Origin of the sequence: Enterobacter cloacae complex sp. IR5459, assembly GCF_049238005.1 — a bacterium.
GTDB lineage: Bacteria > Pseudomonadota > Gammaproteobacteria > Enterobacterales > Enterobacteriaceae > Enterobacter > Enterobacter hormaechei_C.
In genome coordinates this window covers 51,048-72,926 of sequence record NZ_JBMKIG010000001.1, presented here as the reverse complement: position 1 = coordinate 72,926, position 21,879 = coordinate 51,048, and the positions used below count along the sequence as shown (strand labels likewise).

At 57.4% G+C, this 21,879-nt stretch carries 14 protein-coding genes; 8 read left to right on the top strand and 6 right to left on the bottom strand.

All coding sequences use genetic code 11. The annotated features are described in order from the left end of the window. Window positions 1-122 precede the first annotated feature (122 nt). Both lptG and lptF read right to left on the bottom strand, forming a co-directional pair. The gene (lptG, locus tag ACOTX4_RS00315; protein WP_001147540.1) at window positions 123-1,205 is read right to left on the bottom strand and encodes an LPS export ABC transporter permease LptG; all 1,083 of its coding nucleotides are present in this window, start codon (window positions 1,203-1,205) and stop codon (window positions 123-125) included. Further along, a complete protein-coding gene (lptF, locus tag ACOTX4_RS00310; RefSeq protein ID WP_003861881.1) occupies window positions 1,205-2,305 on the bottom strand; it encodes an LPS export ABC transporter permease LptF in 1,101 nt (366 codons plus the stop codon). The genes lptG and lptF overlap by 1 nt, the downstream gene beginning before the upstream one ends. A gap of 265 nt (window positions 2,306-2,570) precedes the next feature. On the opposite strand from lptF, the gene pepA reads away from it, so the two are divergent. The 5 genes from pepA to ahr all read left to right on the top strand — a co-directional run bounded on the left by pepA (window position 2,571) and on the right by ahr (window position 9,179). After that, window positions 2,571-4,082: a leucyl aminopeptidase gene (gene pepA / locus ACOTX4_RS00305; RefSeq protein WP_003861882.1), complete on the top strand. Its 1,512-nt coding sequence runs from the start codon at window positions 2,571-2,573 to the stop codon at window positions 4,080-4,082. A gap of 68 nt (window positions 4,083-4,150) precedes the next feature. Further along, window positions 4,151-4,594 carry a DNA polymerase III subunit chi gene (gene holC, locus ACOTX4_RS00300; protein WP_003861884.1) on the top strand — a complete coding sequence of 148 codons (444 nt, stop codon included), beginning with the start codon at window positions 4,151-4,153 and terminating at the stop codon, window positions 4,592-4,594. Beyond that, complete coding sequence (locus ACOTX4_RS00295; protein ID WP_017382726.1) at window positions 4,594-7,449, top strand: valine--tRNA ligase; 2,856 nt, start codon at window positions 4,594-4,596, stop codon at window positions 7,447-7,449. Before holC ends, ACOTX4_RS00295 begins: the two co-directional genes overlap by 1 nt. Before the next feature lie 123 nt (window positions 7,450-7,572). Continuing rightward, window positions 7,573-8,076: a GNAT family N-acetyltransferase gene (locus tag ACOTX4_RS00290; protein ID WP_003861887.1), complete on the top strand. Its 504-nt coding sequence runs from the start codon at window positions 7,573-7,575 to the stop codon at window positions 8,074-8,076. A gap of 83 nt (window positions 8,077-8,159) precedes the next feature. Then, on the top strand, window positions 8,160-9,179 hold the full coding sequence (gene ahr, locus ACOTX4_RS00285) for an NADPH-dependent aldehyde reductase Ahr (protein ID WP_003861889.1): 1,020 nt from the start codon (window positions 8,160-8,162) through the stop codon (window positions 9,177-9,179). A gap of 526 nt (window positions 9,180-9,705) precedes the next feature. Here the strand turns inward: ahr and ACOTX4_RS00280 are convergent. Next, window positions 9,706-11,352, bottom strand: a complete 1,647-nt coding sequence (locus ACOTX4_RS00280; RefSeq protein ID WP_022651917.1) for a dihydroxyacetone kinase subunit DhaK — start codon at window positions 11,350-11,352, stop codon at window positions 9,706-9,708. 137 nt (window positions 11,353-11,489) lie between these two features. Here ACOTX4_RS00280 and ACOTX4_RS00275 point away from each other — a divergent pair, with 137 nt between their 5' ends. Beyond that, on the top strand, window positions 11,490-12,992 hold the full coding sequence (locus tag ACOTX4_RS00275; protein ID WP_022651918.1) for a helicase HerA-like C-terminal domain-containing protein: 1,503 nt from the start codon (window positions 11,490-11,492) through the stop codon (window positions 12,990-12,992). Here the strand turns inward: ACOTX4_RS00275 and ACOTX4_RS00270 are convergent. Next, window positions 12,972-13,913: a TIGR01212 family radical SAM protein gene (locus ACOTX4_RS00270; protein WP_096888951.1), complete on the bottom strand. Its 942-nt coding sequence runs from the start codon at window positions 13,911-13,913 to the stop codon at window positions 12,972-12,974. The two genes, ACOTX4_RS00275 and ACOTX4_RS00270, sit on opposite strands and share 21 nt — an antisense overlap. Window positions 13,914-14,600: 687 nt before the next feature. On the opposite strand from ACOTX4_RS00270, the gene gltB reads away from it, so the two are divergent. Together gltB and gltD are read left to right on the top strand one after the other, a co-directional pair. Further along, window positions 14,601-19,061 carry a glutamate synthase large subunit gene (gene gltB, locus ACOTX4_RS00265; protein ID WP_003860454.1) on the top strand — a complete coding sequence of 1,487 codons (4,461 nt, stop codon included), beginning with the start codon at window positions 14,601-14,603 and terminating at the stop codon, window positions 19,059-19,061. Between the two features lie 9 nt (window positions 19,062-19,070). Then, a complete protein-coding gene (gene gltD / locus ACOTX4_RS00260; RefSeq protein ID WP_017382721.1) occupies window positions 19,071-20,489 on the top strand; it encodes a glutamate synthase subunit GltD in 1,419 nt (472 codons plus the stop codon). A gap of 34 nt (window positions 20,490-20,523) precedes the next feature. Here gltD and nanQ read toward each other — a convergent pair whose 3' ends face one another. Beyond that, window positions 20,524-20,991 carry an N-acetylneuraminate anomerase gene (gene nanQ / locus ACOTX4_RS00255; RefSeq protein WP_022651920.1) on the bottom strand — a complete coding sequence of 156 codons (468 nt, stop codon included), beginning with the start codon at window positions 20,989-20,991 and terminating at the stop codon, window positions 20,524-20,526. Next, window positions 20,988-21,857: an N-acetylmannosamine kinase gene (gene nanK, locus ACOTX4_RS00250; protein WP_023314915.1), complete on the bottom strand. Its 870-nt coding sequence runs from the start codon at window positions 21,855-21,857 to the stop codon at window positions 20,988-20,990. The genes nanQ and nanK overlap by 4 nt, the downstream gene beginning before the upstream one ends. Between the last annotated feature and the right edge of the window lie 22 nt (window positions 21,858-21,879).

Below are 21,879 nucleotides of genomic sequence, written 5' to 3'. Positions count from 1 at the left end.
GACTTTATCGCTCAATAATACTCAAATTCACGGCGAGGCGTTGAAGGTTGTGAGAAAAAGTGCGGGGTGAAACAGGAGATTAGCCTCGCCCCCGGGCTAGCGGGAGCGAGGAAGACGTTTTATCAGGAGCGTTTTAGCAGCATCCAGAGGCTGATCAGGAAGAAACTGGCGCTCGGCAACAGCGCGCCGATAATTGGCGGAATGCCATACACCAGTGTCAGTGGACCGAAAATCTGATCGAGGACGTAGAACACGAAACCAAAGCTGATACCAGTTACCACGCGAACCCCCATCGGCACGCTACGCAGCGGTCCAAAGATGAACGACAGCGCCATTAGCATCATCACCGCCACGGACAGTGGCTGGAAGATTTTGCTCCACATGTTGAGCTGGTAACGCCCCGCATCCTGTCCGCTCGATTTCAGATACTTCACGTAGTTATGCAGACCGCTGATGGAGAGCGCATCGGGATCGAGCGCTACCACGCCAAGCTTGTCCGGCGTCAGGTTGGTTTTCCAGGTACCGCTTACGGTCTGCGAACCGGTGATCTGTTTCGGGTTCGTCAGGTCAGATTCATCAACCTGGGATAACCGCCACAGCTTGTTGTTCGCATCAAATTTAGCGGAGGCGGCATAACGCACCGACTGCAAACGACGATCGTTGTTGAAGGCGTAGATGCTCACGCCGCCCAGTTCATCGTCCCCTTTCACGCGTTCGATATAGACGAAGTTCTGACCATCTTTCGCCCATAACCCCTGCTGCGTGGAGAGCAGCGAACCACCGTACATAGCCTGAGCACGGTAGTTACGCGCCATCTGTTCGCCCTGCGGCGCGACCCATTCGCCAATCGCCATGGTCAACAGCACCAGCGGGATCGCGGTTTTCATTACCGACAGCGCAACCTGCATACGGGTAAAGCCAGATGCCTGCATCACCACCAGCTCGCTACGCTGAGCCAGCATCCCCAGGCCCAGCAACGCCCCCAGCAGGGCCGCCATCGGGAAGAAGATCTGCACATCTTTTGGTACGCTGAGCAGGGTGTACATCCCGGCACCCAACGCGTCGTAACTCCCCTGCCCGGCTTTTTTCAGCTGGTCGACAAATTTGATAATGCCCGAGAGCGACACCAGCATGAACAGGGTCATCATGATGGTGGTGAAAATCGTTTTACCGATATAGCGGTCAAGTACGCCAAACGCCTGCATTAGATGGCTCCTTTACGCGTAAACCGGGCACGAAGACGACGCACAGGCACCGTGTCCCACAAGTTGAGTCCGACTGCCAGCAGCAGATACAAACCATTCACGACCCAGGTCCAGATCATCGGGTCAATTTTTCCTTTCCCGCCGTTAGACTTGATTGAGGTTTGCAGCAGGAAGAACACCAGATACAGCAGCATCGCTGGCAGCATCGACAGCACGCGGCCCTGGCGCGGGTTCACCACACTCAGCGGAACCACCATCAGCGCCATCATAAATACGGTGAATACCAGCGTGATACGCCAGTGCAGTTCAGCACGCGCACGATCGGTATCGGTATTCATTAAGGTGCGCATATCCATCTGCTCAGTATCCGTTGGATCGAGCGCGACGGCCTGATGACCAATGATGGCCTGGTAGTTCTGGAAATCGGTAATACGGAAGTCGCGCAGCATAGCCGTGCCTTCGAAACGCGTTCCTTTGTTCAGCGTGACAACCTGAGAGCCGTCTTTACGCTGAGACAGCTGACCGGAGTCCGCCACCACCACAGAAGGCCGAGCGTTACCTTTCGGGCGCAGTTGAGCAAGAAACACGTCATTGAAGCGGTTGCCATCGACGCTTTCGATAAACAGCACGGAGTTACCGTCGGTCGCCTGCTGGAACTGCCCCTGCGCCAGCGCCGCCAGCCCCGGGTTAGCTTTTGCTTCCGCCAGCACCTCATCCTGATGACGAGAGGAGGTCGGCCCCGCCCACATGACGTTAACCGCGGCAACAATGCCCGTAAACAGTGCCAGCACCATGGCTGCTTTTACCAGTACGGCTTTACTGAGGCCGCAGGCATGCATCACGGTGATTTCACTTTCGGTATAGAGCTTACCCAGGGTCATCAGCAGACCAAGGAACAGGCTTAACGGCAGGATAAGCTGCGCCATTTCCGGCACGCCAAGCCCGAGCAGGGAAAGCACCAGATTCGTTGGGATTTCGCCATCAACCGCCGCGCCGAGGATCCTGACCAGCTTCTGACAGAAAAAGATCAGAAGGAGGATAAAGAGGATCGCCAGTTGGCTCTTCAGCGTCTCCCGAACCAGATATCTTATGATTATCACTTTAAATACGCCCGTTAAAACTCGTCTTATGCAGGAATTTAGCTTGTTTCATGGCTTAAACGTCATTTATTCTCTTGAGTCGTCGAAATCATCGCTAAGATTAAAAAACCCGGCGGATTCGCGCTTCATGACATTTATTGACGTGTCGAAACCGTAGTAACGTAAGATTAACACGAAGTCACCACAACGGCGGACATGAGTTACGAAAGGTTTCAATTCTATCCGTAGCCGCCGCCGTTGTCTTTAAGATTCAGGAGCGTAGTGCATGGAGTTCAGTGTAAAAAGCGGTAGCCCGGAGAAACAGCGGAGTGCCTGCATCGTTGTGGGCGTCTTTGAACCACGCCGACTCTCCCCGATCGCCGAGCAACTCGATAAAATCAGCGACGGCTATATCAGCGCCCTGCTGCGCCGTGGCGAACTGGAAGGCAAACCAGGGCAGACCTTGTTGCTGCACCATGTTCCGAACGTCCTGTCCGAGCGTATTCTGCTGATTGGCTGTGGTAAAGAACGTGAGCTTGATGAGCGCCAGTACAAGCAGGTTATTCAGAAAACCATTAATACACTGAATGATACTGGTTCGATGGAAGCCGTCTGCTTCCTGACGGAGCTGCACGTTAAGGGCCGCAACACGTACTGGAAGGTGCGCCAGGCCGTCGAAACCGCAAAAGAGAGCCTCTACAGCTTTGATCAGCTGAAGACCACCAAAAGCGAGCCGCGTCGCCCGCTGCGTAAAATGGTCTTTAACGTGCCAACCCGTCGCGAGCTGACCAGCGGCGAGCGCGCCATTCAGCACGGTCTGGCCATTGCCGCCGGTATCAAAGCGGCAAAAGATCTTGGCAATATGCCGCCAAACATCTGTAACGCCGCATACCTGGCGTCACAGGCGCGCCAGCTGGCTGACGCCTACAGCAAGAACGTTATCACCCGCGTTATCGGCGAACAGCAGATGAAAGAGCTGGGGATGCACTCTTATCTGGCGGTCGGTAACGGCTCCCAGAACGAATCCCTGATGTCAGTCATTGAGTACAAGGGCAATCCGTCTGAAGATGCGCGTCCGATCGTGCTTGTCGGTAAAGGGCTAACCTTCGACTCCGGCGGTATCTCCATCAAGCCTTCAGAAGGCATGGATGAGATGAAGTACGACATGTGCGGCGCGGCGGCGGTTTACGGCGTCATGCGCATGGTCGCGGAACTTCAGTTGCCTATCAACGTGATCGGCGTGCTGGCGGGCTGCGAAAACATGCCTGGCGGCCGCGCTTATCGTCCTGGTGATGTGCTGACCACCATGTCCGGCCAGACCGTTGAGGTGCTGAACACCGACGCCGAAGGCCGTCTGGTACTGTGCGACGTGCTGACCTACGTTGAGCGTTTCGAACCTGAAGCGGTGATTGACGTGGCTACACTGACCGGCGCCTGCGTGATTGCGCTGGGGCATCACATCACCGGCCTGATGTCGAACCACAACCCGCTGGCGCATGAACTGATCGGCGCGTCCGAACAGGCCGGCGACCGCGCGTGGCGTCTGCCGCTGGGGGACGAGTTCCAGGAACAACTGGAGTCTAACTTCGCAGACATGGCAAACATCGGCGGTCGTCCTGGCGGGGCGATTACCGCGGGCTGCTTCCTGGCGCGCTTTACCCGCAAGTACAACTGGGCGCACCTGGACATCGCGGGGACCGCATGGCGCTCCGGAAAAGCCAAAGGCGCGACCGGACGTCCGGTGGCGCTGCTGTCGCAGTTCCTGCTCAATCGTGCGGGTTTTAACGGCGACGAGTAATGATAAACGCCGGGTGGCGCTACGCTTACCCGGCTTTGCATTTAAATCCACGACAAGAAACCCCATATATGAAGAATGCAACGTTCTACCTTCTGGACAATGACACCCATCAGGATGGCCTCAGCGCCGTTGAACAGCTGGTGTGTGAAATTGCCGCAGAACGTTGGCGCGCAGGTAAACGCGTCCTGATTGCCTGTGAAGATGAGCAGCAAGCAATTCGCCTGGATGAAGCGCTATGGGCGCGCCCGCCGGAGAGTTTTGTTCCGCATAACCTGTCGGGCGAAGGTCCACGCGGCGGGGCACCGGTGGAGATTGCCTGGCCGCAAAAACGCAACAGTAGCGCGCGCGATATTCTCATTAGCCTGCGGACAGACTTTGCAGATTTTGCCACCGCTTTCACAGAAGTGGTAGACTTTGTCCCTTACGAAGAATCTTTGAAACAACTGGCGCGCGAACGCTACAAAGCGTACCGCCTGGCCGGTTTTAACCTGAATACGGCAACCTGGAAATAATGGAAAAGACATATAACCCACGCGATATCGAACAGCCGCTTTACGAGCACTGGGAACAGCAGGGCTATTTCAAGCCTAACGGCGACGAAAGCAAAGAGTCCTTCTGTATCATGATCCCGCCGCCGAACGTCACCGGCAGTTTGCATATGGGGCATGCTTTCCAGCAGACCATCATGGACACCATGATCCGCTACCAGCGCATGCAGGGTAAAAACACCCTGTGGCAGGCGGGGACTGACCACGCGGGTATCGCGACCCAGATGGTGGTTGAGCGTAAAATTGCCGCTGAAGAGGGTAAAACCCGCCACGACTACGGTCGCGACGCGTTCATCGACAAAATCTGGCAGTGGAAGGCAGAATCCGGCGGCACCATTACCCGTCAGATGCGCCGCCTCGGCAACTCCGTGGACTGGGAGCGCGAGCGCTTCACCATGGACGAAGGCCTGTCCAACGCCGTGAAAGAAGTTTTCGTCCGTCTGTACAAAGAAGACCTGATTTACCGCGGCAAACGCCTGGTCAACTGGGACCCGAAACTGCGTACCGCCATCTCTGACCTGGAAGTGGAAAACCGCGAGTCTAAAGGCTCCATGTGGCACATCCGCTATCCGCTGGCAGACGGTGCGAAAACCGCCGACGGTAAAGATTACCTGGTGGTGGCGACCACCCGTCCGGAAACCCTGCTGGGCGATACCGGCGTGGCCGTTAACCCGGAAGATCCGCGTTATAAAGATTTGATCGGCAAATTCGTGGTGCTGCCGCTGGTGAACCGCCGTATTCCGATTGTGGGCGACGAACACGCCGACATGGAAAAAGGCACCGGCTGCGTGAAAATCACCCCGGCGCATGACTTCAACGACTATGAAGTCGGTCGTCGTCATCAACTTCCGATGATCAACATTCTGACCTTCGACGGCGATATCCGCGAAAGCGCAGAAGTGTATGACACCAAAGGCAACGAGTCCGACGTTTATTCCAGCGACATCCCGGCTGAGTTCCAGAAGCTGGAGCGCTTTGCCGCGCGTAAAGCCATCGTAGCCGCCGTTGACGCGCTCGGCCTGCTGGAAGAGATTAAGCCTCACGATCTGACCGTGCCGTACGGCGACCGTGGCGGCGTAGTTATCGAACCAATGCTGACCGACCAGTGGTACGTGCGTGCCGACGTGCTGGCGAAACCGGCTGTGGAAGCGGTTGAGAACGGCAGCATTCAGTTCGTGCCGAAGCAGTACGAAAACATGTACTTCTCCTGGATGCGCGATATTCAGGACTGGTGTATTTCCCGTCAGCTGTGGTGGGGTCACCGTATCCCGGCGTGGTACGACAACGAAGGCAATGTCTACGTTGGCCGCACCGAAGAGGAAGTGCGTCAGGAAAACAACCTGGGCGCTGACGTTGCCCTGCGCCAGGACGAAGACGTGCTGGATACCTGGTTCTCCTCCGCGCTGTGGACCTTCTCTACCCTCGGCTGGCCGGAAAACACCGACGCGCTGCGTCAGTTCCACCCAACCAGCGTGATGGTCTCCGGCTTCGACATCATCTTCTTCTGGATCGCCCGCATGATCATGATGACCATGCATTTCATCAAAGACGAAGACGGCAAGCCGCAGGTTCCGTTCCATACCGTTTACATGACCGGCCTGATCCGCGACGACGAAGGCCAGAAGATGTCTAAATCCAAGGGTAACGTTATCGACCCGCTGGATATGGTGGACGGTATCTCTCTGGAAGAGCTGCTGGAAAAACGTACCGGCAATATGATGCAGCCGCAGCTGGCGGAGAAAATCCGCAAGCGTACCGAGAAGCAGTTCCCGAACGGGATCGAATCTCACGGTACCGACGCCCTGCGCTTCACCCTGGCGGCGCTGGCCTCCACCGGCCGTGACATCAACTGGGATATGAAGCGTCTGGAAGGTTACCGTAACTTCTGTAACAAGCTGTGGAACGCCAGCCGCTTCGTGCTGATGAACACCGAAGATCAGGATTGCGGCTTCAATGGCGGCGAGATGACCCTCTCCCTGGCAGACCGCTGGATCCTGGCGGAATTTAACCAGACGGTGAAAGCGTTCCGCGACGCGCTGGACAGCTACCGCTTCGACATCGCGGCAGGCATCCTGTACGAATTCACCTGGAACCAGTTCTGCGACTGGTACCTGGAGCTGGCGAAGCCGGTCATGAACGGTGGTTCTGAAGCGGAACTGCGCGGCACGCGTAATACGTTGATTACCGTTCTGGAAGGTCTGCTGCGCCTTGCGCACCCGATCATTCCATTCATCACCGAAACCATCTGGCAGCGCGTGAAGGTGATTGCCGGTATTAATGCCGATACCATCATGCTCCAGCCGTTCCCGGCATTCGACGCCGCGAAAGTGGATGAAGCCGCGTCTGCGGATACCGAGTGGCTGAAACAGGCGATCGTTGCGGTACGTAACATCCGCGCGGAAATGAATATCGCTCCGGGTAAACCACTGGAACTGCTGCTGCGCGGTTGCAGCGAAGCTGCCGTTCGTCGCGTCACCGAGAACAACACATTCCTGAAAACCATGGCGCGTCTGGAAAGCATCACCGTGCTGCCTGCCGATGACAAAGGTCCGGTTTCCGTGACCAAAATCATCGACGGCGCGGAGCTGCTGATCCCGATGGCGGGCCTGATCGACAAAGACGCGGAGCTGGCGCGTCTGGCGAAAGAAGTGGCGAAAGTCGACGTGGAAATTGGCAAAATCGAAAGCAAACTGGCGAACGAGGGCTTTGTGGCCCGCGCGCCGGAAGCGGTCATCGCCAAAGAGCGTGAGCGTCTGGTTGCCTTCGCCGATGCGAAGACCAAACTGATCGAGCAGCAGGCGGTTATCGCAGCCCTGTAATGCTTTTACCCCTTACGCTTCAGGGCGTAAGGGGTATCCTTCCTGAAAACTCCTCGCTTGCACTCCCCTTTCTGCGGTGCTATTAACAGCAGTTGTGTGTCAATTTTTGTCATGAGTAAAGCTATGAGCGTGATTACCCCCGTCGCGACGACAATGCGTCGGATCACTGAGCAGGACAACCCGGCTATCGCCGCCGTTATCCGCACGGTTTCTGCCGAATATGGCCTGACCGCCGACAAAGGCTACACCGTGGCCGACCCCAATCTGGACGAACTTTTTCAGCTGTACAGCCAGCCGGGTCATGCCTACTGGGTCATTGAACAGGACGGCCAGGTCGTGGGCGGCGGCGGCATTGCCCCACTGCTTTGCAGCGAGCCGGATATCTGTGAACTTCAGAAAATGTATTTCCTGCCAACGATACGCGGACAAGGCCTGGCGAAAAAGCTGGCGCTGGTCGCCCTGGAACATGCACGCTCACAGGGCTTTAAACGTTGCTACCTCGAAACCACCGCTTTCCTTAAAGAGGCCATTGGCCTGTATGAGCATCTGGGCTTTGAGCATATCGATGCGCCACTGGGCTGCACGGGCCACGTGGACTGCGAAGTCAGGATGCTGAAAAGTCTGTAAGTTTCGTTCCTGCCGTCTTCTGTTAAGCGTCTGTAAACTGAATGCTCTACACTCACAGTTCACACCAAAACAGGGGAAACGCGATGTCGAAGATAAAAAGCTACGCCGCACCGCAGGCGGGTGCAGAACTTGAGCTGTACGAGTACGATGCGGGCGAACTAAAAGCGGAAGACGTCGAAGTACAGGTTGATTACTGCGGGATCTGCCACTCGGATCTCTCGATGATCGACAATGAATGGGGCTTTTCCAGCTATCCGCTGGTTGCCGGGCACGAAGTCATTGGCCGCGTCGTGGCGCTCGGCAGCGCCGCGCAGGACAAAGGGCTGAAAGTGGGCCAGCGCGTGGGTATCGGCTGGACGGCACGCAGCTGCGGTCACTGCGATGCCTGTATCAGCGGCAACCAGATCAACTGCCTTGAGGGCGCAACGCCGACCATCCTTAACAAGGGCGGTTTCGCCGATAAGCTGCGCGCCGACTGGCAATGGGTTATCCCGCTGCCGGACAGCATTGATATCGAATCCGCCGGTCCGCTGCTGTGTGGCGGCATCACCGTCTTTAAACCGCTGCTGATGCATCACATCACTGCCACCAGCCGCGTGGGCGTGATCGGTATTGGCGGTCTGGGGCATATTGCCATCAAACTGCTGCATGCGATGGGCTGTGAAGTGACGGCGTTCAGCTCTAACCCGGCGAAAGAGCAGGAAGTGCTGGCGATGGGTGCGGATAAAGTGGTGAACAGCCGCGATCCTCAGGCACTCACCGCCCTGGCAGGCCAGTTTGACCTGATCATCAACACGGTAAACGTCGATCTCGACTGGCAGCCGTACTTTGAAGCGCTGGCCTACGGCGGTAACTTCCACACCGTGGGTGCGGTGATGAAGCCGCTGCCGGTTCCGGCGTTTACCCTGATCGGCGGGGATCGCAGCGTGTCAGGCTCCGCGACCGGTACACCGTACGAGCTGCGCAAGCTGATGAAGTTTGCCGGACGCACAAAAGTGGCACCCACCACCGAGCTGTACCCGATGTCAAAAATCAACGAAGCGATCCAGCACGTGCGCGACGGCAAAGCCCGCTACCGCGTGGTGTTGAAAGCGGATTTTTGATGTGACATTGCCGGGGAATGTGCGGCCTTATGCCCTCACCCCAACCCTCTCCTACAGGGGAGAGGGTTCCCCAGTAATTTCCAAGCAGAAGCAATAACGTTGCCTCAGAATAACTGAGGGCTTTCAGCGATGCCTCGGTCCGGCTGTAAATCGCTGAGGCGTTTCCTGTAGGCCGGGGCGAGGCGCAGGGATGCGCCGAGAGGGCGGGCTTTACAGGGATGTTACCTCCGCCCGTCCCCGATAAGCCGGAAGGAATAAGCCGAAGGCACCGCGAAGCGGCGATTTTCCGCCGGAAGCCCGGGTTGCCAGGGTGGTGGCGACTGAGCCACCCTGGCACGTTCACCGGTCATGTCGTGACAGAGTAGCAGGGAACATAAAGTGAACGGAATGACCACCAGAGCCGTATGTTCCCCCTCACCCCAACCCTCTCCCTCAAGGGAGAGGGGGCCGTCTGTGCAGGCATTATTTTGTGGGGATCCCTCAGCTCACAGGGAGAGGGCGCAAACACTAAAAACGGTAACGGTTGTTACCGTTTTGCATCTACCATGGTCTTAAACACTTCCGCCACCGCGACTGCCCCCGGATCCATCACCCCGTCCAGATTCTCTTTATTCACATACGACGAGCGTCCCGCGCCGGCTTTCGCCATTTTTGCCGTTGCTTCGGCGCCCTGCTGCGCGGCCTGCGCTGCCGCCTGAATATTGCCTTTCTGTAACGCCTCCAGCGCCGGTTGCAGCGCATCGATCAGCGTACGATCGCCGAGATCCGCGCCGCCATACTGCTTCATCTGCGCAAGTCCGCTCAGCAAGGCTTCAGGTAGCGGCTGTCCATCGTGAAGCTTTTGTCCTGCCGCCGTGAAGAAGATCGACATCAACACCCCACTCGATCCGCCCATCACCGTTGCCAGCCGCTCGCCTACCAGCAGGAGTAATGTCGGCACGTCGTTAAGGGGCAGGTTGTTCTCCTCAAGTCGCTGCGCAATATCCCGCGCCCCTTGCGCAAAAGTGGAGCCCGTGTCGCCATCGCCTACTTTGGCATCCAGCGCGTTAAGGCGGTTTTCCAGCTGAATCAATGTTTTCGTTACCGAGGCGACGGCCTCGCTCACCTCCGTATTGTCCGACGGGGCATATTCCACGCGATCATGAAGGGCGCTATGTGGGACGGTACGCAGGGGCGCGAACGCCACGGGCTTCTGCCAGCCCAGCGTCTCGACCTCGGCGTGAATCGCCTTCTCGAAGAAATCGTTGAGCTTTAGCAGCGTTAACGAAAAGCCTTTCATATCCAGCGCACTCACCAGCGGCGCCGGGCCAATCAGATACGCAATGTTCTCTTTCAGCGCCGAGTGCGCCAGCTCTTTGGTCAGCAGCGCCATCTCCAACGCCGATACGCCACCAAGATTGTTAATCAGCACCGCAAAACGCCCTTCCCCCGCCTGCGCGCGTAACGGCGTCACCAGCGTGTCGATAATGGCTTTGCTGTTTTGCGTATCCACGACGGAAGCTCCCGGCTCGCCGTGAATGCCCAAACCCAGCTCGACATGGCCTTGTTTAATGCGCCCCCCTTCATCATCGCTGCCCGGCAGGTTGCACGTTTGCATCGCCACGCCCAGGCTCCAGAGGTTATCGCAGGCCTGTTGCGCAATATCCCGCACGTCGTTTAGCGATTTCCCCTGCTCTGCCGCATATCCCGCAATTTTATGCACCAGCGCCGTTCCCGCGATACCACGCGGCTGCTTGTTATCCGGCAGGGCGATATCATCCGCCACGATAACCATCTCGACCTTCAGGCCGTAGCGTTTGGCTTTTTCCGCCGCCAGGCCAAAGTTAAGCCGGTCGCCGGTGTAGTTTTTCACAATCAGCAGGCAGCCACGGTCGCCCGTCACCGCCACAATGGCATTGAGGACCGCATCCACGCTTGGGGAGGCGAACAGATCGCCACACACCGCTGCGGTAAGCATGCCTTTGCCGACGAACCCGGCATGTGCCGGTTCATGGCCGGAGCCGCCACCGGAGATCACCGCCACGCGGCTTTTATCCCAGTCGCCGCGAGCCACCACGCGGATGGCCGGATCGATATCCAGTTTGACGAGATTACCGTGCGGCGCGGAGAGAAGTATGCCTTCAATGGCATCGTTGACAAGCTGTTTGCGGTCGTTAAAAAAGAATCTGGACATAGTTTCCCAAAATTTTGTTTACCGTATGCAAAAGCATAGTCCGCACTGGATAATGCGCCGCAAAGTGAGGAATTTACGCAGACATTTTGCCGTCAGGTTGCCTATACTCCACCCAGGACTACGAGAGGACGTGCATCATGAGTACACCATTGTTAATCGCCAGGACGCTGGAAAAAGAGCTGTTTTTACTGCCCGCGATGGCGAACCGTCATGGCCTGATCACCGGCGCGACCGGGACGGGAAAAACCGTTACCCTGCAAAAGCTGGCTGAGTCGTTGTCAGAGACTGGCGTGCCGGTTTTTATGGCTGACGTGAAGGGCGATTTAACTGGGGTGGCTCAGGAAGGTGCAGCGTCAGAAAAACTGCTTGAGCGCCTGAAAAATATCGGTATCACGGACTGGACGCCGCACGGTAATCCGGTGGTGGTCTGGGATATCTTCGGCGAAAAAGGGCATCCGGTGCGTGCCACCGTCTCCGACCTCGGCCCGCTGCTGCTGGCTCGTCTGCTTAACCTCAACGACGTGCAGTCCGGGGTACTGAACATTATCTTCCGTATCGCCGACGATCAGGGGCTACTGCTGCTCGACTTCAAAGATCTGCGCGCCATCACCCAGTACATTGGCGATAACGCCAAATCCTTCCAGAACCAGTACGGCAATATTAGCAGCGCCTCAGTGGGCGCCATTCAGCGCGGGCTCCTGACGCTGGAGCAACAGGGCGCCGAACACTTCTTCGGCGAGCCAATGCTGGATATCAAAGACTGGATGCGTACCGACAGCAGCGGCAAAGGCATCATCAACATTCTGAGCGCAGAGAAGCTCTACCAGATGCCGAAGCTTTACGCCGCCAGCCTGCTGTGGATGCTCTCTGAACTGTACGAACAACTGCCGGAAGCAGGCGATCTGGAAAAACCCAAACTGGTGTTCTTCTTTGACGAAGCGCACCTGTTGTTTAACGACGCGCCGCAGGTGCTGCTGGATAAAATTGAACAGGTTATCCGCCTGATCCGCTCCAAAGGCGTCGGGGTCTGGTTTGTGTCGCAAAACCCGTCGGATATTCCGGACAACGTACTGGGGCAGTTGGGTAACCGCGTGCAGCACGCCCTGCGCGCCTTTACGCCGAAAGATCAGAAAGCGGTGAAAGCCGCGGCGCAAACCATGCGTGTCAATCCGGCCTTTGATACCGAAACCGCCATTCAGGCGCTGGGCACCGGTGAAGCGCTGATTTCGTTCCTCGATGCAAAAGGCAGCCCGACAGTTGTCGAGCGCGCGATGGTGATTGCGCCCTGCTCGCGCATGGGTCCGGTAACGGACGATGAACGCAACGGCCTGATTAACCACTCCCCGGTGTACGGAAAGTATGAAGACGAGGTGGATCGCGAATCGGCGTTCGAGATGCTGCAAAAAGGGGTGCAGGCGACTGCCGAATCGCAGGATGCGCCTGCCGCAAAAGGGCAATCTGTTGCCGTGGACGACGGCATTCTCGGCGGGCTGAAAGATATTCTGTTCGGCAGCACCGGGCCACGCGGTGGCAAACGCGATGGCGTGGTTCAGACCATGGCAAAAAGCGCGACGCGTCAGATTACCAACCAGATAGTACGCGGCATGCTGGGAAGTCTGCTAGGCGGCCGTCGCCGGTAGCGGGGGAACCCACGGGCGGCCAAGCGCCGACCCCTGTACGCCGTTCTCCTGTAGATAGCGGTTGATTTCCAGCATCCCCGTCCAGCGGTTCTCACACCATAGCGGTGCCAGAAGCGTTGGACGGCGGGCGCTTGCCGAGATGCGGTGGTAAACAATCTCCGGCGGCGTATGGCGAATCATTTCCCCCGCAGTCACCGTATACTCGTCGAGTTCGATACCACATAACCGCCCCGCTTCCCAGGCTTTCGCCATTATGCTGCCCTTCACGATATGCAGCGGATGCAGCTTAATGCCATCCACGCCGGTCTCAACGACTTTTTCCAGCGTTTCCAGCCCGTGCTGCTGCCCTTCTCCCGGCAAGCCGACAATCAGATGCGAGCAGACTTTTAATCCACGCTCGCGGGCGAGACGCGTGGTGCGCTGATAGCAGGCGAAATCATGCCCGCGATTGATACGGTGCAGGGTTTTGTCATGCGCGGTCTGCAAGCCCAGCTCTAGCCAGATCTCGTAGCCCTTCTCTTTGTACTCGCTAAGTAAATCCAGCACGGCGTCCGGCACGCAGTCCGGACGCGTCCCCACGCACAGCCCGACAATGTTCGCTTGAGCAACCGCCTGCTGATACATCGAGCGCAGCACCTGCACCTCCGCCCACGTGCTGGTATAGGCCTGGAAATAGGCCAGATACTGCTTCGCGCGGTTCACCAGACTCGCCTGATGGGCGAGCTGTTCAGCGATAGATTTATGCTGCTGGGCCTCGTCAGCAAACGAGGCCACGTTACAGAAGGTGCAGCCACCACGCCCGATGGTGCCATCGCGGTTCGGGCAGCTAAAGCCGCCATGCAGCGTCAGTTTATGAACCTTTTGTCCGTAGCGCTGCAAAAGATCCCCACCAAACATATTGACTAATTTCTGTAACTGCATAATCTGATAGACCGTCCCGAAGAAAGGGGACAAGCCTGCCATTTTTAGCCTCTGTCGGCGATGACCTGGATCAATCGCCCTGGACGGCTTTTATCTATTTGAATAAATAATCACGATTACCGACATTTCATTCACCCTGAACGTAATTACTTTTCCTTATGTTCTGATGGTTTTTTTCATTTATAGCGCCAGGACTGAAAAACAGTGATTTTATGCGGCATTGAATGCAACACCAGATTAATATTCTGCTATAAATCTGCATTTCAGCACGCTGCATCGATAATACCGCTTTCATATAGTGAGTCAGATCACACTCCCCTGCACCTGCCCGGTGCTTTAAGCGGTTGTAAAAATAGTTAAATACGCAATAAAAACAACTAGATAATCACTCTTTAGCACATTTTTGTATAAATAAGATTGCCATTTGACCTGTGTACCAATTCCCGATAAGTTGGAAATCCGCTGGAAGCTTTCTGGATGAGCGGCCTGCTCATCATATTTATGCAGTAATTGAGATTCCCTCTGAAGCAAGTCCTCAAACTTGTTTACCTGCGCAAAAGGATGAAAAAGAGGGCGAATGCGAGGTCCGCGTATGAAACGCTAACCCCGTCGCCATGCTCTTTCTGCGCCTGTGCGCCACGGTAAAGTTCAGTGGGAAGCCCGACGAGCCTGGGGAGGTTCACTGATATGTTGTACGATAAATCCCTTGAGAAGGATAACTGTGGTTTCGGCCTGATCGCCCACATAGAAGGCGAACCTAGCCACAAGGTAGTGCGTACTGCTATTCACGCACTGGCCCGAATGCAGCACCGTGGCGCCATCCTTGCCGATGGTAAAACCGGCGACGGTTGCGGTCTGCTGCTGCAAAAACCGGATCGTTTCTTCCGCATCGTGGCGGAAGAGCGCGGCTGGCGTTTAGCCAAAAACTACGCTGTCGGCATGCTGTTCCTGAATCAGGATCCAGAAAAAGCTGCCGCGTCACGCCGCATCGTTGAAGAAGAACTTCAGCGTGAAACCCTGTCGATTGTCGGCTGGCGCGATGTGCCAACCAACGAAGGGGTGCTCGGTGAAATCGCCCTCTCCTCGCTGCCTCGTATTGAACAGATTTTCGTCAACGCGCCTGCGGGCTGGCGTCCGCGTGATATGGAACGCCGTCTGTTTATCGCACGCCGCCGCATTGAAAAACGTCTCCAGGACGATAAAGAGTTCTACGTCTGTAGCCTCTCTAACCTGGTGAACATCTATAAAGGTCTGTGTATGCCGGCTGACCTGCCGCGCTTCTACCTGGACCTGGCGGACCTGCGTCTGGAATCGGCCATTTGCCTGTTCCACCAGCGCTTCTCCACCAACACCGTTCCACGCTGGCCGCTGGCTCAGCCGTTCCGCTACCTGGCGCACAACGGTGAGATCAACACCATTACCGGCAACCGCCAGTGGGCCCGCGCCCGTACCTATAAGTTCCAGACCCCGCTGATCCCGGACCTGCACGATGCCGCACCGTTCGTCAACGAAACCGGCTCGGACTCCAGCTCCATGGATAATATGCTGGAGCTGCTGCTGGCGGGCGGGATGGATATCGTGCGCGCCATGCGTCTGCTCGTGCCACCGGCCTGGCAGAACAACCCGGATATGGACCCTGAGCTGCGCGCGTTCTTCGACTTTAACTCCATGCACATGGAGCCGTGGGACGGCCCGGCGGGCATCGTGATGTCCGACGGTCGTTTTGCCGCCTGTAACCTGGACCGTAACGGTCTGCGTCCGGCGCGCTACGTTATCACCAAAGACAAGCTCATCACCTGCGCCTCTGAAGTCGGCATCTGGGATTACCAGCCTGACGAAGTGGTCGAAAAAGGCCGCGTCGGTCCGGGCGAGCTGATGGTGATCGACACCCGCGGTGGGCGTATTCTGCATTCCGCCGAAACCGACAACGATCTGAAGAGCCGCCATCCGTACAAAGAGTGGATGGAGAAAAACGTGCGTCGTCTGGTGCCGTTTGAAGATCTGTCGGACGAAGAAGTGGGCAGCCGCGAGCTGGACGATGACACCCTCGCGAGCTTCCAGAAGCAGTTTAACTACAGCGCGGAAGAACTGGACTCGGTTATTCGCGTTCTCGGCGAAAACGGCCAGGAAGCGGTCGGCTCAATGGGTGACGATACCCCGTTTGCCGTGCTTTCCAGCCAGCCACGCATTATTTACGACTATTTCCGTCAGCAGTTTGCGCAGGTCACTAACCCGCCAATAGACCCGCTGCGCGAAGCCCACGTCATGTCGCTGGCCACCAGCATCGGCCGTGAGATGAACGTATTCTGTGAAGCCGAAGGCCAGGCGCACCGTCTGACCTTTAAATCACCGATCCTGTTGTACTCCGATTTCAAACAGCTCACCACCATGACCGAGGAGCACTATCGCGCCGACACGCTCGATATCACCTTCGACGTGACCGAAACGAGCCTCGAAGAGACGGTGAACGCGCTGTGCGACAAAGCCGAGCAGATGGTACGTAACGGCACCGTTCTGCTGGTGCTGTCTGACCGCAACATCGCGAAAAACCGTCTGCCGGTGCCTGCCCCCATGGCGGTGGGGGCTATCCAGACGCGTCTGGTGGACAAGAGCCTGCGCTGTGATGCCAACATCATCGTTGAAACCGCGAGCGCGCGCGACCCGCACCACTTTGCGGTGCTGTTAGGCTTTGGCGCCACGGCGATTTATCCGTACCTGGCCTACGAAACGCTGGCACGCCTGGTAGATACCCGCGCGATCGATAAAGACTACCGTGCTGTGATGCTGAACTACCGTAACGGCATCAACAAAGGTCTGTACAAGATCATGTCCAAAATGGGCATCTCGACCATCGCCTCTTACCGCTGCTCGAAGCTATTTGAAGCGGTCGGCCTGCATAACGAGGTCGCCAACCTCTGCTTCCAGGGCGTGGTCAGCCGTATCGGTGGCGCCGGTTTTGCTGACTTCCAGCAGGATCTGGTGAACCTGTCGAAACGCGCCTGGCTGGCACGTAAGCCGCTGGAACAGGGCGGCCTGCTGAAATATGTCCACGGGGGTGAGTATCACGCTTATAACCCGGACGTAGTGCGCACGCTGCAACAGGCGGTGCAGAGCGGCGAGTACAGCGATTATCAGCAGTATGCTGAGCTGGTGAACAACCGTCCCGCGGCGACGCTGCGCGATCTCATTGCCCTCAATCCGGGTGAGGAAGCGGTCAGCATTGACGAGGTTGAACCCGCGTCTGAGCTGTTCAAACGCTTCGATACCGCGGCGATGTCCATCGGCGCGCTGAGCCCGGAAGCCCACGAAGCGCTGGCGGAAGCCATGAACAGCATCGGCGGCAACTCCAACTCCGGCGAAGGCGGTGAAGATCCGGCCCGCTACGGCACCAACAAAGTGTCCCGTATCAAGCAGGTGGCGTCCGGTCGCTTTGGCGTAACGCCTGCGTACCTGGTTAACGCCGACGTGATCCAGATTAAGGTCGCTCAGGGGGCAAAACCGGGTGAAGGCGGTCAACTGCCGGGTGATAAAGTCACCCCGTACATCGCTAAGCTTCGCTACTCGGTGCCAGGCGTGACGCTGATCTCCCCGCCGCCGCACCACGATATTTACTCTATCGAGGATCTGGCGCAGCTGATTTTCGACCTGAAACAGGTCAACCCGAAAGCGATGATCTCCGTGAAGCTGGTTTCCGAACCGGGCGTTGGCACCATTGCCACCGGCGTGGCGAAAGCCTATGCGGATCTGATCACCATCGCCGGTTACGACGGCGGCACCGGCGCAAGCCCGCTCTCCTCCGTGAAATATGCGGGCTGTCCGTGGGAGCTCGGCCTGGTGGAAACCCAGCAGGCGCTGGTCGCTAACGGCCTGCGTCACAAGATCCGTTTGCAGGTGGACGGTGGGCTGAAAACCGGCCTCGACATCATCAAAGCGGCGATTCTGGGAGCGGAAAGCTTCGGCTTTGGTACCGGCCCAATGGTTGCGCTCGGCTGTAAATACCTGCGTATTTGCCACCTGAACAACTGTGCAACGGGCGTTGCTACCCAGGACGAAAAGCTGCGTAAGAACCACTATCACGGCCTGCCGTTCAAAGTGACCAATTACTTTGACTTCATCGCCCGTGAAACCCGCGAGCTGATGGCGCAGCTGGGCGTGAAGCGTCTGGTGGATCTGATTGGCCGTACCGACCTGCTGAAAGAGCTTGAGGGCTTCACGGCCAAGCAGCAGAAGCTGGAGCTGTCCAAGCTGCTGGAAACCGCTCAGCCGCATCCTGGCAAAGCGGTTTACTGTACCGAGAACAACCCGCCGTTCGATAACGGCGTGCTGAACGCACAGCTGCTGCAACAGGCGAAGCCGTATGTGGATGAGAAGCAGAGCAAAACGTTCTGGTTTGATATCCGCAACACCGACCGTTCCGTGGGTGCGTCTCTCTCCGGTTACATCGCGCAAACGCACGGTGATCAGGGTCTGGCGTCGGATCCGATTACCGCGCATTTCAGCGGTACCGCGGGTCAGAGCTTCGGCGTGTGGAACGCGGGTGGCGTTGAGTTATACCTGACCGGTGATGCCAACGACTACGTCGGAAAGGGCATGGCGGGCGGTCTGCTGGCGGTGCGTCCTCCGGTTGGTTCAGCCTTCCGCAGCCATGAAGCAAGCATCATCGGCAATACCTGTCTGTACGGTGCAACCGGCGGTCGTCTGTTTGCCGCGGGCCGTGCGGGCGAGCGTTTTGCGGTGCGTAACTCCGGCGCCATCACCGTGGTGGAAGGCATCGGCGATAACGGCTGTGAATACATGACGGGCGGAATTGTGTGCGTCCTGGGTAAAACCGGCGTGAACTTTGGCGCGGGCATGACGGGCGGTTTTGCCTACGTCCTGGATGAAGACGGTGAGTTCCGCAAACGCGTGAACCCTGAGCTGGTGGAAGTGCTGGACGTTGATACTCTGGCCATCCACGAAGAACACCTGCGCGGCTTAATTACCGAACACGTGCAGCATACCGGTTCTTCGCGCGGCGAAGAGATCCTGGCCAACTGGCCGGCGTTCTCTGCGAAATTCGCGCTGGTTAAGCCGAAGTCCAGCGATGTTAAAGCCCTGTTGGGTCACCGTAGTCGTAGCGCAGCAGAGCTGCGCGTGCAGGCGCAGTAAGGAATTCAGATGAGCCAGAACGTTTACCAGTTTATCGATCTTCAGCGTGTTGATCCGCCAAAGAAACCGCTGAAGATCCGTAAAATTGAATTTGTTGAAATCTATGAGCCGTTTTCAGAAGGCCAGGCCAAAGCACAGGCAGACCGCTGCCTGTCCTGCGGTAACCCTTACTGCGAATGGAAGTGTCCGGTCCATAACTACATCCCGAACTGGCTGAAGCTGGCCAACGAAGGGCGTATTTTTGAAGCCGCCGAGCTGTCTCATCAGACCAACACCCTGCCGGAAGTGTGCGGCCGCGTGTGCCCTCAGGATCGTCTGTGTGAAGGCTCCTGTACGCTGAATGACGAGTTTGGCGCAGTGACCATCGGCAACATCGAACGCTATATCAACGATAAAGCGTTCGAGATGGGCTGGCGTCCGGATATGACCGGTGTGCGTCAAACCGACAAGCGCGTGGCGATTATCGGTGCGGGCCCGGCAGGCCTGGCCTGTGCGGACGTGCTGACCCGTAACGGCGTGAAGGCGGTGGTCTTCGATCGCCACCCAGAGATTGGCGGCCTGCTGACCTTCGGTATCCCGGCCTTCAAGCTGGAGAAAGAGGTCATGACCCGCCGCCGCGAAATCTTCACCGGCATGGGCATTGAGTTCAAACTCAACACCGAAGTGGGCCGCGACGTACAGCTCGACGACCTGCTGAAGGATTACGACGCCGTGTTCCTGGGCGTGGGAACCTATCAGTCCATGCGCGGTGGTCTGGAGAACGAAGATGCGCCAGGCGTGTACGACGCGCTGCCGTTCCTGATTGCGAATACCAAACAGCTAATGGGCTACGGCGAGACCGCCGATGAGCCGTTCGTCAGTATGGAAGGCAAACGCGTGGTGGTGCTGGGCGGCGGTGATACCGCGATGGACTGCGTGCGTACCTCCATTCGTCAGAATGCGGCGCATGTCATCTGTGCCTACCGTCGTGACGAAGAGAACATGCCGGGTTCTAAACGCGAAGTGAAAAACGCGCGTGAAGAGGGCGTCGAGTTCCAGTTCAACATCCAGCCTCTGGGTATTGAAGTGAATGCCAACGGTAAAGTGAGCGGCGTGAAGATGGCGCGCACGGAGATGGGTGCGCCAGATGCGAAAGGCCGTCGTCGCGCGGAGATCGTGGCCGGTTCTGAACACGTGATCCCGGCTGACGCCGTGGTGATGGCGTTTGGTTTCCGTCCTCACAGCATGGAGTGGCTGGCGAAGCACAGCGTAGAGCTGGACTCTCAGGGTCGCATAATTGCGCCAGAAGGCAGCGATAACGCGTTCCAGACCAGCAACCCGAAAATCTTCGCCGGTGGCGACATCGTTCGCGGCTCTGACCTGGTGGTCACGGCGATTGCCGAAGGCCGTAAAGCGGCTGACGGGATCATGAACTTCCTGGAAGTGTAAGAGACAAGCCGGATGGACATCCCATCCGGCTTTTTTATGCGGTTAACAGGCTGGCCCGGACTTTTACCACGGCTTTTTTAATTTCCCCCTCCGATTCAACAAGACATCCCGGCTTATGCGGCTCACCCGGCATAAAGACCACGAACATACCAGGCTTTAATACAATGGATTGTTCATCATTGATGTGGCGGCAAAGCTGATAATCTTCTGCGCTATGCATTTCTTCACACGCCCGCGCGGACCCCATAACCCCAAAAAAGATGCGTTCTTCTCCAGCGAGCAGAAGCTGAATATCAATATACTGTGTGTGCAGTTCCGCCTTTTTCTGCTTCGGCTCTTGCGTGGCAAACTGCATCACGTTCATAAAGATATCCGTGCCCTGGAGTTCATAATGACCAGGGCGTTTCTCTTCTGGCCGTGCCGCCACGGCCAGCGTGAGGGCATTGATCAGAACCCCGGTCAGGCCAGATGTCGCCAGCGACTGCAACTCTCCCAGCATCATAACGCGTCTCCATGTGCTAACAACGCCGCACCTAACAGCCCGGCATCGTGGCGATAGTGTGCAGGCCGAAGTGCGGCCTGATAGACGGCGGGCTCCCGCGACAGATACGCCTCCACGAGCCCCAGATACCCCTCTGCCAGCCCCACGCTGCCTCCAATAACTACAATCTGGCAATCAGTCACGGCTTTGACATCGGCAATAAGACGCGCCAGCGTCTGCGCTGAACGCGCAATCAGCGCCTGTGCCTTTGGATTACCTTGCGCTGCAAGGCTGAATATCGCTTTCGAATCCAGCCCGGACAATACGCCTTCTGCCTGAGCAGCGATGCCGCGCCCCGAGGCGATAGCCTCAACGCACCCTCTTCGCCCGCAGCCACAACGCGGACCGGCGGGATCGGCCAGCGTGTGACCCAGATGTCCAGCCAGACCGCCGCTGCCCGTTTGCAGTGTTCGATTGAGGACCACGCCACCACCGACACCGGTTGAGACGGTCAGAAAGACCATATCGTCATCATCCGGCAAGGCGCAGAACTCAGCCCAGGCGGCGGCCTGCGCGTCGTTGATCGCCATCACCGGCAGATCGGTTATTCCCGAGAGAAATTCCACCAGTGGAAATTCCGCCAGCCCGCCCAGATTAGACGGATTAATGGAGGTCAAAATACCGTTGTGAATGATCCCGGTTGATGCCACCGCGACCCGCGTTGCCTGCGCCGTAAAGGGTGCAATCAGCGTTTGTAGCGCAGCCTGCAACGCCTCCGGCGTCTGGCTGGCAGGCGTCTGACACTCGCGACGGGCAGTAATGGTCTGCCCCTCCACGCACGCAGCCGCGAGTTTGGTGCCGCCAATATCAATAGCCAGGGTTGTCATTTCACCGCCTCGCACTGCTGTC